The sequence below is a fragment of the Ruegeria sp. YKSD179 genome, from assembly GCF_059612885.1.
Genome location: NZ_JBXWRL010000002.1, coordinates 315,951 through 327,696, shown reverse-complemented (window position 1 = coordinate 327,696; position 11,746 = coordinate 315,951). Strand labels below are relative to the sequence as shown.

The following is an 11,746-nucleotide window of genomic DNA, read 5'->3' as shown; positions in this document are numbered from 1 at the left end:
GCTATCGCTGCAACGACTACTCGGTGCCGGTCGCCTACGCTCACCGCGAGGTCCTGGTCCGTGGCTATGTCGGCGAGGTCGTTATCGGCTGCGGCGGTGAGATCATCGCCCGCCACCGGCGGTCCTACGAGAAGGCCGACATGGTCTTCGATCCGCTCCACTTCCTGCCGCTGCTCGAGCAGAAGGTCGGCGCTCTCGACCAGGCGGCCCCGTTGCACGGATGGGACCTGCCCGAAGAGTTCGCCACCCTGCACAGACTGCTGGAGGCGCGAATGGGTAAGAAGGGTAAGCGGGAGTACGTCCAGGTTCTGCGGCTCCTCGAGACCTTCAAGATGGACCATGTCCACGGTGCTATACGCCAGGCCCTCGGCCTTGGGGCGATCGGCTATGACGCGGTCAAGCATCTGGTGCTCTGTCGCATCGAACGCCGGCCGCCGCGGCTCGATCTGGACATCTACCCCTACCTTCCCCGAGCCCGGGTCGAGACCACGAAGCCGGCCAGTTACATGAGCCTGATGCCGGGGGCGGGAACATGACCGACACCCCTCAGGTTCTACTGCAGCATCATCTCAAGAAGCTCAGGCTGCCTACCTTCAACAGCGAATATGCCAAGCTGGCACGTGCTTGCGCAGCCGAGGGCAAGGATCACGTTCAGTACCTGTTGCGGCTCTGCGAACTGGAACTGATCGAACGCGAACGCCGGATGATCGAGCGGCGCATCAAGGCGGCGAAGTTCCCGGCCACCAAGAGTCTGGACAGCTTCGACTTCACGGCGATCCCGTCGCTCAACAAGCCGTTGACGATGGAGCTTGCCCGCTGCGAGTTCGTCGAGCGCTTCCAAAACATCATCGCCCTGGGGCCAAGCGGCACCGGCAAGACCCACGTCGCCCTGGGGCTCGGGCTGGCGGCCTGTCAGAAGGGCCTGAAGGTTCGCTTCACCACGGCCTCTGCTCTGGTCCACGAACTCATCGAAGCAACAGACGAGCGCCGCCTCCAGCGCCTGCAGAAAACTCTCGCAAGTCAAAACCTGCTCATCATCGACGAACTCGGCTTCGTGCCGCTTTCCAAAACCGGCGCCGAACTCCTGTTCGAGATCATCTCGCAGCGCTACGAGCGCGGCTCGATCATCATCACATCGAACCTGCCATTCGACGAATGGACCGAGGTCTTTGGCGCAGAACGCCTGACAGGCGCCATCCTCGACCGCCTGACCCACCATGTCCATATCCTGGAAATGAACGGCGACAGCTTCCGCCTGAAGCAGAGCCGAATGGCCAGAACCTGAGCCAACAACTGAAAGTCCGACCCCAAACTGAGCTTCGCCCAGTGCGCCTTGTCACGCGTCAGCTATGTGGAAGCACACGCGCCAAGGCGCCGGCTAAATCCGAAAACTGGGGACTCTTGCTCCGGTGAACCGTCCCTTTTTCCTCCGGGATTGACAACACCACGCGCTCGTCGAGTGCAACAACCTGCTCGCAGAGGGTTTTGAGCATGCTCTTCGCAACGTCTGGCATGTCCGGGCAATCGTTGGTTTTGAACCCTTTGACGAAGCGCATCGCCGCCACCGGCCCGTTCCCGATCACATGACCAAACTCTCGAAGAAGACCCCGGATCACGTTCAGCATCTGGGTTTTCTGGCGCACGACAAGCTGGCGCACGCGATGCATTGTAAGAAGGGCTTGTTGTTCCTTCGATTTCACAGCGACGAACCGCATGGTCGGTCGCGTGACGGCCTCGCAGATTGCCTCGGCATCAACCGCATCCGTCTTTCCACGCTTCACGTAGGGCTTTACGTAAGTCGCCGGCATGAGGCGCACGTCATGGCCGATTTCAGTCAGCTCACGCGCCCAGTGATGTGCCGACCCACACGCCTCAATTCCGACGAGGCAGCTCGGCAGGGTCTCAAAGAACTTCAGCAATTGTCTGCGGCGGATCGAACGATTGAAGACAACCGTACCGTCATCAGCGATCCCGTGGACCTGAAAGACGTCTTTACCGAGATCCAATCCTATCGTCGTGACTTCCATGGTGGGGCTCCTTTCCTTGCAGAAGATGTCTTCTGCAGTTTGCCGCAAAGCGCGACGGTTGGCTGCAGACGCCATCCACCCCATCCGCTTAGCACCAGTTCCCCCAACTGCCGGTTCTGCACTTGCAGCGAAAGTCCGGTCCGAGGAGTTGCACTGAAGCGACATCGGGTGCTTGTGGAAGTCCAATTGGCAGCGATCCACACCTAACTTCGGGGTCACCCGGGGCGGGCTACCCGCCCCGGCACCGCAGTCATTCGGTGACTGGGTCGTCATCGCGGCGCGGGAAGGCGACCATTTCGACGTCGGGGAACATGCTTTGTTTGACGTTGATCGACGTGATGTTGCCGCGGTCGTCGGTGTTGACGAAGAGCACGCCGCAGCGGGCCCAGAAGTTCTTGCCGTCTTTTTCGCCGGATTTGACGTTCAGTTTCAGAGTTTGCGTAGCCAATTTTCAATCCTCACTTTGAGTGTTTCGATGAACATGGCCAAAGCGGGCACCAAGGGGATGTCAGCGGGAAAATTGCCTCGCGAGGAATGCGCTGGCGCAGGGGAATTTTCTTGTTGAAGCGGTGCCTGCACCGCGTCTGGCACGGCTGCCAGCTTATGTTCAGCAATCAGAAACACGGCGTTGAGGATCTGAGTTTGGCCATCAATCTCTGGGCTGGCCCGTCAATGCTGGCCTGGAACGCTGCAACTACTGCACTGGGCCTGCAGATTGCTCACTGTAAATATGACCTACCGACCATAAAACGGAAATATGATCTGCGGATCATACGGCATGAAAGGCAATCGCCCGACGTCGTATGCCAGCAGCAATGGCTTCCGCCAATGGCTGTGGAAACCCATCCGGCAGGTCTGCTAGTGTCTTGTCCAAGGCGGGTTCAAGCTCAGACGCGACGCCCGACAAGACCTCTTCCGCCAGCGCCACACCAAAACCTGCCGCCTTCGCAGCCTGCAGGAAATGACGCGGCACCACCTCGTTGATCCGGTAGTGTCCGTCGACGGCCATCGCGAGGCGCATCCGGTTCTGGCGGATTTGACTGTCATCCACGGCTTTCTGAGCGCTCAGCACATCGTAGAGCGGGGTCATGCGGAACCCGCCAGGGCGCAATGCGATGCTGAAATTCTTAGCGTGCCCGTCTGTCGCCCCCAAAAGCCAAAACAGCACCTGCGCGCGGAAGAACACGCGCTGATCCGCCTCGGGGTCATCACTGCCAGTCAGCAACTCGATCCCTTCGGTGATCCCCGGCCCGCCATCCATTTGATATTTTTGGCTGGGTGGGACTGAGAGCGCCTGACAAAAATCCTCCTGCGGGAGGCGGATTAAGCGGCCATCTTTGGTCCAGCGCCGATCAAACCGCGTCACGACGAGGCTTCGTACATCTTCGTAGTCAGTAATCTCGACCTCTGCTACATCCAAACCCATGGCGCGGCAAAAGCTCATGCAGAAAAACTCGTTCTCGACACTGTCGGACAGGTCGACCCCTGCAGGCAGGACGCCAAGCTGGGTCTTGAGGATATGGGTTGTGGGGGTGAGCCCCGATGGACGTATCCACACGCCCTCGTGGCGCAGCAGCGCTGTTTTCTCCTGCGCCCCTGCTATGGAAATACGGAAGTCGTCTTCCTCGTCCAAGCCTAGCGGAGCACTTGCGAGGTTGCGCAGCATATCCGCAATCTGTGCCTCAGATACGGGCTCTCCCTCGAGGGAGCCAACCTCGGGGACCTCACCCGAGACGAACTGCAAGGCTCCCACGCAATCGCGCCCGATCTTTTCCAGCATGTGCCATGCGTCCGTGCCGCCTGCACGCACCCGAGCGGCAACGCGCTCACGTATCGCCTGATTGTCCGGCAGCAGGTTTTCCAAGTAGGCGATTACAGGGCCGCCCTGGTGTGCCTCTTCACGCAAAGGCAGCGAAAGCGAGATGGGCATTGCATGTTCCCATGCCAACCATTCCGGATCATAGATAAAGCTGATCGCGCCTGAACCAGCGAGACGCAAAGCCCCCACCAACCGTCCGTTCAGAAGCACTTGCATCGTGCCGCTACGCCCGTGTTTGGCCATCAGAAGATATCCTCGATCTCAAGCGAGCCACCGCGCTCCACCAATCGGAACTCAAGCCCAAGAGCCGCCATGACAGCGAGCACTGTGGCGAGCTTGGTTCCCGCGTCGCCATTCTCGAGCGACGAAATCGTCGCGACGCGCAAATTCGTACGCGCGCTGATATCGCTTTGGGTCCAGCCGCGCGCTTTGCGCGTCCGGCGGAGTGCCTCGCCGATCTGCTCGGCCGTTCGTGCTGTGAGGTCCATAACGCGGCTCCTTTTACGGCACAGCGTAAATCAAAATAAATTACGCTGCAACGTAAATATTCAATTTTTACGCCATAGCGTAACAATCGAGCCGCACTCATGCCTGCAGCCCCGCAGCTCGAACCTGCTCAGGCGTCACCAGCTTCGATGCAATTAAGTCCTCGACCTGCCGGTTGGTGATGTGACGACACAGGGGATGGCGCTCATGGATCCACTCGGTGAGGCTGGCACGACCTTTGGCTTCGGCTTCTCGTGCCTTCTCGCGGTCCGCCTGTATCTGGGCAAAGCCCTTCTCCCATCGGCGCATCTTGAACCAGTTGTCTGAGAAACAAACCTTGCTGCGCGTGTAGCCCTCGCTTTCCTTGGCATAGGCTTTGACCGCCTGCTGCAAGTCATCGGGCTTCAGCCCGGCTTTCACAGCTGCTGCGATCAGGCGCATACTGGTTCGCCGATCTCGGACCCTATCCTCGGGATAGGCTGCCAGGATCTTCTCAGCTTCCAGCTCTTCAACCTCCGCCGCCGCCTCGCGCCTGCGCGTAGGTGGTTTATGGATGGTTTTAGGATGGTTTGGGGTCCACCGTGAACCCCGTACCCCGTTCACCGTGGACCCCGTACCGGGTTCAGACTGGACGGGGTTCACGGTGACCCCCGTCTCAATGTCGGGCTCAGCCGTGGGTTCGAGCGCGGCCACGCGCTCCAGAACGATGCGGTAGATGACGGTGTAGCCGTTCTTGCATTGTCGCCGCCCGGTCTCGATCAAGATGCCTTCGCGTAGGAAGTCGATGATGGTGCGCTTGACCGTGCTCTCACTAAGCTCTGTGTGACGCTGGATGGTCCCCTTCGAGCACCAGATGCCTGAGCCGTCATCGCTCGCCTTGTCGGCCAGGAACATGATGATCTGCTTGCGTGCAGCGCTGCCAAAGCGGCGCTCGGCGCATTCGTTTGCGATGCGCCAACTCATTGGGTCACCTCACCGGTCAGAGGCCAGGAAAAAGCCGACTGAGCATTTGCGATACGGCACTGGCCCATGCTAATGTGCAGTGAAAGCTGACAGGCTTTTTCTATTTGGCCCCGGTTCACAGTTGCCGCTGTGACGGGGCCTTTTTCATTTTGAACCGGCGAAATTGGCTTTGAAACTTTCGCTTTTTGTTCACTTTTTGTCAGGGGGTGTTTTGCACCCTTAAGTCGTTGTTTTCGCTTGCGCTCTTTCTGGATTGCAAATCCGTGTACACCGGTTCGATTCCGGTACTCGCCTCCATTTTATTCTAAATCATTGACTTAGCCCAGTGGTGCTCGGGTGTGACACAAAGTGGGACACACCTACAATGATGCACTCATCCTACCTATCCCTTTCAAGACATGGTATTTATTACTTCCGTTGGCCTATCCCTCCCTCTTACCAGCAAAAGCGAACATCTGTAAGAATATCGCTGCGTACCCGCTGCCCGCACAGGGCTGGTGATCTGGCGCGCTTTCTTGCATCTTGCGGTCGATTAATACCGGATCAAAAGAACGTGCCCCGACTAAGACAAGACCAAATCCGATCAATGGTGTATCGGTACTTCAAGACTTCGCTGGATAAATATTTGGAACAGCTAAACGACAAAGGCTTTCCAGATGAATCAATCAGTGCGATGCAACAAGAGATTGAAATCCATGAAAACGCTTGTGAAGGCGAGGATTTACTGTCTGACCTCTATCTCGACAGCGAAGAATTTTGCAAAGCCTCTGACATAAGCACACAGGACTGGGACGATAACGCGATGAACCTTCGCCGTGAGTGGCGAAAGGGGCGCAGAGATATGCTCAGGCGCGTTCTGGAGGCCGTAGAACGCCTTGAACACTACTCTTATGATGACGCCCCAGCCGTTACTTTATCGCCGCCCGCAAGGACGCTCCCCGCCTCTTCACCAATAGGCCCCGCAATTGATGACTTCATCACGGAACATTCGCGTCAGTGGGCTCAAAAAACAATCGGGCAGAACCGTGCATACCTGAATATTCTCAATGAGTACTTCGGGCCAGACCGGTTGCTGGGCACGATTACGAAGCAGGATGCAAACGAAGTCAAAAAGGTTTTGCAAGCCTTGCCATCCAGTCGGAACACTAAACCTGCACTGAAAAACATGCCTTTGATGGACGTCATCAAGCTGCCCGGCCAGAAAAAGATCGCCCCCAAAACGATCAATAGCCACATACAAATGTTCAAAGGCTTTTTTGATTGGGCTGAGCGGCACGGTTATTCTCCGCACAGCCTCTTCGATGGCATGAAGGTGGCCAAAGAGAAAAACAGTAAAGGCCAGCGCAAACCCTTCTCTCCTGAAAATATCCAGCTTTTGTACACCGAACTCACCACGAACCCGTCCGGTCTAGTGCGAAAGGACAGCCACAAGTGGGGGATGCTGCTTGGCATATTCACTGGAGCCCGGCTGAATGAAATATGCCAACTCGACATCAAGGATGTGCAGCAAGAATGCGGAACATGGTTCCTCAACATCACGGATGAAGGCGACGACGACAACAAGCGCGTAAAGTCGACAGCGGCGCGACGGAAGGTCCCGATACACCCAGATTTGATCAATCTGGGCTTTTTAGACTTCGTAGATACCCGCCGGAATGGAACCCGTCTATTCCCCGACTACAATTTCAATGCCAACGGAGGGTACGGTCGTGCCTTGGGACGCTGGTGCAACGAAAGTTTCCTACCAAAGCTGGGCCTCAAAGAGCCAGGATTGGTGTTTCACAGCTTTCGACATACGGTCGTTACGCGGCTTGGTCAGGCAAATGTGGCAGAGCCAATCATTCAGTGCATTGTTGGACACGCTCGCTCCGGTGTCACACAGGAAGTGTATCTTCGGGAGGGCTACACACTCAACCAGCTTGGAGAAGCTATTGAACGTTCAGCCAACCCGGTGGAAAGGGGTTTGTGAGACGAGCAAAACTCAGGCTCTATACTAGTCAGAAAGTCGGCAAGAGAGTTGGATGCGAATTTACCGTCACTGCAAATCCTAGGGCATCATAAAGTAGCTGAGGGTGCGCATTATTTGCGTGGAGAATAATCTCAAAGAACTAAACTCGGTCTCGGTTTTGCGAACACCGTTTTTGCCCCGGCGTTAGTCGTCCCAAAACAAAGAATGGTACTGGTATATCAAAGTAGATTTTCTGTCGTCGACCCCGGAAAATTAACGTTTCAACGCATCTCAACTGACAAATCGCTTTTTTGTAGATCGCACTCAACCATTTCGGCCTCCTTTTGATCGAGCCTCACAACTACTCCTCGCGACCCTAGCAACGTCCACCACTGTGTCTTTTCAGCGCCAAGTGTTTAGTGCAGCAAAATCAAAAAGAACAAAGCACTCCGGTGAATGACACTTCGTCACAATACAGACGCCCATTGGCTCTAGGATAAATCAAGGACGAGACCTTATCGGGTCTACAGCCAGGGATATCAAAGATCTCTGCGTTCGACTTCCAAAAGCCTAATGATTATGATTAAGCATCCAAGGCCATCCCTTAAGCGCTGCAGGCGTCGAAGACACCCCATCTGCAACTTTGAAATCACCGTATACTCGACTGCCATCTGGCGCAAAAAACTGATCATGCTTGTGCGAATGGAGGTCGGGCCCGCACTCTGAGACAGCATCGCGCATACAATCCGCCATAATCTGTGCGGATTCTTCTGTCCAACCGGCGACATAGTCAGCATGAGCAGTCATACCCTTTGACAGATTGTCCATGCGATCTGATGCAAAATACCAGTCAGAGTCAAACGGTACATCCGCCCAGTTAACATTCTGGGTCAGCTGTGGAATCGTATAGGGGTGAGAGCGCGGGCAACGGCCATGAATGGAGTACGCGACGTGCTTGGTGCCTCCAGGGCTGGAAAGTATCGGCGATCCGTCGGCATTCACGGCAACGCAATCAGGAAAAATGACTTCTAATGTCAAACCATCGTGAGGAGAAATCCGAATGTCACCCCCCCAAATTTCTTGATCTTTCTTGCTTACAACGACACCGTTAGACCCTTTTACATCTGCGTTGGTCAAAATTTCAAGGCCTTGCGGAATTGGTTTGATCTTGCTGCGATCACTCACCCAACTCTTGTAATAATTTATTATAGACGTAGGGAGAACAACTTCCCCTCTTTCGTTAAAGAGCGCCGGAATCCAATAAGCAGAACGGTTCGTCACACCACCATCGCAGGTCGTCCGACCCGAGTGGATAATGTCATTACTAGTGCTGTTAGCATCAACCTCGGAATTACCAAAAAACATATGCAGATGAGCTGCACCGGGTTGCCCGGGATAAACAACCGGGTCATCATACGAAAAGTGTGAAGGCACGCAAAAAAAGCGAAAACCATGACCGTCTATGTTGCCCTTCTCACCGCGAGGTACAGGCATAGACCCCTTATCGGTACCGCGCGTGACGACATGGTGGAAATCCGACGACGCGTGTTGCGCGCTTGTTTGGCTTGCTGTCCCTCCGACGGCTAATATGCACATCGTCATTAGCAAATTGACGTAACCAGATGCAGCGACAGACCTGCGCTTGGTTTGCCCTGAGGAACTTGAAAAGCTCTCGACAAAGGCCGCCAGAAAAAAACGATCGGTCATCTTTGCTGTTCCTTTCACTAACTACAAACTACCACCTCTATGGCGGGCACTCGGTTGATTACTAAAATAACTTAGTTATCCCCGCGCTCATATCAAATCCTTAAAAAAAATTGTCGCAGCTACTTTCAACAACGGAAGTCTTTGTGAATAAATGCACCCAAATCAGAACATATTGTTTAATCCTGTAGGTCTGTTGCCTGAGTGAGTTCTTCAGTTCCGCGAGAATGTGGCTCGACTATGGGCTTTTTGCCCGGCCCTAAGACTTAAAGACGAAGTCGAAGACGCAATCTGACGGGAATCCACTGAATCGTGAATCCATAAACCGTTACTCAGACGCTTTGGTCTGCGAAAATCACGGCAGCTCAGAAGTGAAACGCCACCGCTGCATAAATCCCGTTCTGGTCGACATCATAAGCAAACTCGCCACTATCGCGATCAGTGGAATAGTCTATTCCATAGAATTGATAACCGAAGCGCAAAGACGTATTCTCCCACCCCTGCCAGTCAAACCCGGCCAAGACTAAATACTGAAGATCATCGCCGTTCACGCCAAATCCGCTCAGTTCCGCACGGGCTCCAAAACCCCATTTATCATTGATTTCAGTCGCATACCGCAGGGTAATCAGCGGCTCGAACCATTCTTCAGTACCACCAAGGGAAAGACTTGGACCCGGGGTATTTATGTCAATTTCTTGCTTGAGCCGATTCCATTTAACACCAATCGCCGCATCAGCAGCGTATCTTCTGCCCGAAGCATTTACACCGTTTGCGAACCGGTAAGCGCCCTGCAGGTTAAAAAACGTTTGACGGACATCCACTTCGACATCCGTTCGTCCTGCGCCAATTGGTAAAGTGCCGTCTTCGCCAAGCTTTACATAGTAGAGCTCGGAAACGATGCCAAAATCTCCGTTCCATCCCTCATACCGAACGGACAGAGCACCCTGCAAAATGTCCAACACTTCGTTCAGACTCAAATCCAAATCGACACTGCTACCGTCGACCGTTGATGTGCCCTTGGTAGAGAATGGCAGAAACAAATAAGGAGTAATCGAATGGCGCCAAGATCCATCTTCAGCCGGAGATCGTGAAAGCGCCTGGGCATCAGCAATACTCGGCGTCGAAATCGCAATACATGCGCCTAACGCTGCAAACGAAGCAACCTTTCTAACATTCAACATTCTTCATATCCAAATCTGATTTCATGTAATCAGTATGGTAGAGGGTCAGTGGGTGTGCCGACCAGAAAAAAATCCGTTTTGTTGTCCGAAGGATAGAAGACAAATTGCGTTGACGCCACCAAACGTCAGGTGAAAATGCGGTCTGGCATAACAGCCGATCACTAGCGGCAGCCCATCAAAGCGACCAATCACGCAATTGGTGACCCGAACCTTCTGCCTAAAGTTTTAGTATGAGAAGTGGTACCGCCTCCCTGGCTTGAACAGGGGACCTCTGGATCCACAATCCAGCGCTCTAACCAACTGAGCTAAGGCGGCACTCGTGGAGGGCGATTTATCGAACACGCACTGGGATTGCAAGTCTATTAAAGTTGAATTCTCCAGCTTTGTTCGACCAAATCCACGCCGAAAGAATGCACCGGCTTACTATCGACCAACTGCCACCCAAACGCGCGGTAGAGAGCGCAGGCCGCGCGATGGCTTTCATGTGTCCAAAGCACCATCTCGCGATAGCCTGCAGTCCTAGCAAACTCCATGCACTCATTTAACAAGTGCCTCCCAATCCCCTGCCCCCGGGCTTCAGGCACTAACAGGAACAAGCGCAGCTTGGCACTATGATCGTCCTGAGCAACACAAAAAATGCTGCCTAAGCGTAATCCGTTCTTCTCGGCGATCCAGCCGCACTCGCGCCTGGGATCATAATCCGCAAGGAAGTCATTCAGGATTTGGGCCACCAATCGCCCGAAGGATTCGTTGAACCCTTCATCGCGCGCATATAGCAAGTCATGCTGTTTAACCAACCATTGTGCATCATCGGCGTGAAAGGGCCGAAGGGTAACATTATCCATACTTCTTTTGTGCGCTTTGGTCGCTTGATTCTCAACCCATCGCGCTGTAGCAAAAAGGCTCATCGGAGGCGCACATGGGCATAAATACCGAACGCGACATAGAAGCGAACCTGCAGATCGGACCGACTGATCAGGGCATGGTTCGTCTGTTCATCGAAGCTTCGGATGCTGAGATTCCGATGGACTTTGACCCGGACGAAGCTGAAGAGATCGCCGAAGAAATTCGCGCCGCAGCCCAAGCAGCGCGGGCGTTAAGGGACTAGGCTGTCAGACACGCGGGTCACGCAGCACGTGCAATCTGCGTGCAGCGTCGGTGGCGAATTTCTGGATCATTTTCTTTCGCCGCGCTGGTGCGACCTTGGTCTCAGGACCGATGCGGATAATTTCAGCGTCATAAGCATCTGCAATGATCAATCCGGTTTCAGGCGGCAAGAGATCGACGGGAAATTCTGTGTCGACGGCCCAAAAAAATCGATCGCACCATTCCAGATAGCCCTGCCATTTCGAATCTGACTGATAGTCGGCCCGACTTGATTTGCATTCAATCACCCAAAGCTCACCCTTTGGTCCCAATCCCATAACGTCTACACGCAAACCGCGGGTCGGGACAAATTCCTCAATGGAAACATAACCATGGGTTACAAGGTGCCGCGAAACCCCTCGGGCCAATCTTTGTCCAGGATGCAATTCTAGATTCATTCTCAAAATGTGAACAATTAGTGAACAAAAATCAAGCACGACTTCTCTCGACATGATACCTATCGGTATCGTAA

General features: G+C 54.3%; 12 protein-coding genes, 1 tRNA gene and 1 pseudogene. 4 read left to right on the top strand and 10 right to left on the bottom strand.

Going from position 1 to position 11,746, the window contains the following annotated elements; all coding sequences use genetic code 11:
* Together AC2FNE_RS01825 and istB are read left to right on the top strand one after the other, a co-directional pair.
* A partial coding sequence (locus tag AC2FNE_RS01825; protein WP_496804655.1) for a Mu transposase domain-containing protein occupies positions 1-536 on the top strand: 536 nt, incomplete at its 5' end.
* Positions 533-1,285: an IS21-like element helper ATPase IstB gene (gene istB, locus AC2FNE_RS01820; protein WP_496714933.1), complete on the top strand. Its 753-nt coding sequence runs from the start codon at positions 533-535 to the stop codon at positions 1,283-1,285. The genes AC2FNE_RS01825 and istB, both read left to right, overlap by 4 nt.
* 163 nt (positions 1,286-1,448) lie before the next feature.
* Here the strand turns inward: istB and AC2FNE_RS01815 are convergent.
* The 5 genes and pseudogenes from AC2FNE_RS01815 to AC2FNE_RS01795 form a co-directional block, all read right to left on the bottom strand.
* Positions 1,449-2,027 (bottom strand): annotated as a pseudogene (locus AC2FNE_RS01815) (IS110 family RNA-guided transposase); the annotation flags it as partial.
* 250 nt (positions 2,028-2,277) lie between these two features.
* Positions 2,278-2,475: a hypothetical protein gene (locus tag AC2FNE_RS01810; RefSeq protein ID WP_496714929.1), complete on the bottom strand. Its 198-nt coding sequence runs from the start codon at positions 2,473-2,475 to the stop codon at positions 2,278-2,280.
* A 321-nt stretch (positions 2,476-2,796) separates the two neighbouring features.
* On the bottom strand, positions 2,797-4,089 hold the full coding sequence (locus tag AC2FNE_RS01805) for a type II toxin-antitoxin system HipA family toxin (protein WP_496804654.1): 1,293 nt from the start codon (positions 4,087-4,089) through the stop codon (positions 2,797-2,799).
* Positions 4,089-4,334: a helix-turn-helix domain-containing protein gene (locus AC2FNE_RS01800; RefSeq protein ID WP_036560649.1), complete on the bottom strand. Its 246-nt coding sequence runs from the start codon at positions 4,332-4,334 to the stop codon at positions 4,089-4,091. Before AC2FNE_RS01800 ends, AC2FNE_RS01805 begins: the two co-directional genes overlap by 1 nt.
* 97 nt (positions 4,335-4,431) lie before the next feature.
* Positions 4,432-5,295, bottom strand: coding sequence for a hypothetical protein (locus tag AC2FNE_RS01795; RefSeq protein ID WP_496714925.1), 864 nt, complete (start codon positions 5,293-5,295; stop codon positions 4,432-4,434).
* A gap of 553 nt (positions 5,296-5,848) precedes the next feature.
* Between AC2FNE_RS01795 and AC2FNE_RS01790 the strand changes: the two genes are divergently transcribed.
* On the top strand, positions 5,849-7,264 hold the full coding sequence (locus tag AC2FNE_RS01790; RefSeq protein ID WP_496804653.1) for a site-specific integrase: 1,416 nt from the start codon (positions 5,849-5,851) through the stop codon (positions 7,262-7,264).
* A gap of 549 nt (positions 7,265-7,813) precedes the next feature.
* Here AC2FNE_RS01790 and AC2FNE_RS01785 read toward each other — a convergent pair.
* The 4 genes from AC2FNE_RS01785 to AC2FNE_RS01770 form a co-directional block, all read right to left on the bottom strand.
* Positions 7,814-8,950 (bottom strand): DUF1996 domain-containing protein, encoded by a 1,137-nt coding sequence (locus AC2FNE_RS01785; protein ID WP_496804652.1) that lies wholly within the window; start codon positions 8,948-8,950, stop codon positions 7,814-7,816.
* 362 nt (positions 8,951-9,312) lie between these two features.
* Entirely contained in the window at positions 9,313-10,128 is an 816-nt protein-coding gene (locus AC2FNE_RS01780; RefSeq protein WP_174823110.1) for a hypothetical protein, read from the bottom strand.
* Between the two features lie 238 nt (positions 10,129-10,366).
* A tRNA-His gene (locus AC2FNE_RS01775) sits at positions 10,367-10,443 on the bottom strand.
* A 47-nt stretch (positions 10,444-10,490) separates the two neighbouring features.
* Entirely contained in the window at positions 10,491-10,973 is a 483-nt protein-coding gene (locus AC2FNE_RS01770; protein ID WP_496804651.1) for a GNAT family N-acetyltransferase, read from the bottom strand.
* Positions 10,974-11,047: 74 nt separating this feature from the next.
* On the opposite strand from AC2FNE_RS01770, the gene AC2FNE_RS01765 reads away from it, so the two are divergent.
* Entirely contained in the window at positions 11,048-11,236 is a 189-nt protein-coding gene (locus AC2FNE_RS01765) for a DUF6324 family protein (protein WP_170475946.1), read from the top strand.
* A 4-nt stretch (positions 11,237-11,240) separates the two neighbouring features.
* Here AC2FNE_RS01765 and AC2FNE_RS01760 read toward each other — a convergent pair whose 3' ends face one another.
* Positions 11,241-11,672 (bottom strand): MmcB family DNA repair protein, encoded by a 432-nt coding sequence (locus tag AC2FNE_RS01760; protein WP_170475948.1) that lies wholly within the window; start codon positions 11,670-11,672, stop codon positions 11,241-11,243.
* Between the last annotated feature and the right edge of the window lie 74 nt (positions 11,673-11,746).

Bases quoted from the DNA above. Each gene is read 5' to 3' on its own strand.
- istB (WP_496714933.1), top strand. From the start codon at position 533: ATGACCGACACCCCTCAGGTTCTACTGCAGCATCATCTCAAGAAGCTC.
- AC2FNE_RS01805 (WP_496804654.1), bottom strand. From the start codon at position 4,089: ATGGCCAAACACGGGCGTAGCGGCACGATGCAAGTGCTTCTGAACGGA.
- AC2FNE_RS01800 (WP_036560649.1), bottom strand. From the start codon at position 4,334: ATGGACCTCACAGCACGAACGGCCGAGCAGATCGGCGAGGCACTCCGC.
- AC2FNE_RS01795 (WP_496714925.1), bottom strand. From the start codon at position 5,295: ATGAGTTGGCGCATCGCAAACGAATGCGCCGAGCGCCGCTTTGGCAGC.
- AC2FNE_RS01785 (WP_496804652.1), bottom strand. From the start codon at position 8,950: ATGACCGATCGTTTTTTTCTGGCGGCCTTTGTCGAGAGCTTTTCAAGT.
- AC2FNE_RS01780 (WP_174823110.1), bottom strand. From the start codon at position 10,128: ATGTTGAATGTTAGAAAGGTTGCTTCGTTTGCAGCGTTAGGCGCATGT.
- AC2FNE_RS01770 (WP_496804651.1), bottom strand. From the start codon at position 10,973: ATGGATAATGTTACCCTTCGGCCCTTTCACGCCGATGATGCACAATGG.
- AC2FNE_RS01765 (WP_170475946.1), top strand. From the start codon at position 11,048: ATGGGCATAAATACCGAACGCGACATAGAAGCGAACCTGCAGATCGGA.
- AC2FNE_RS01760 (WP_170475948.1), bottom strand. From the start codon at position 11,672: ATGAATCTAGAATTGCATCCTGGACAAAGATTGGCCCGAGGGGTTTCG.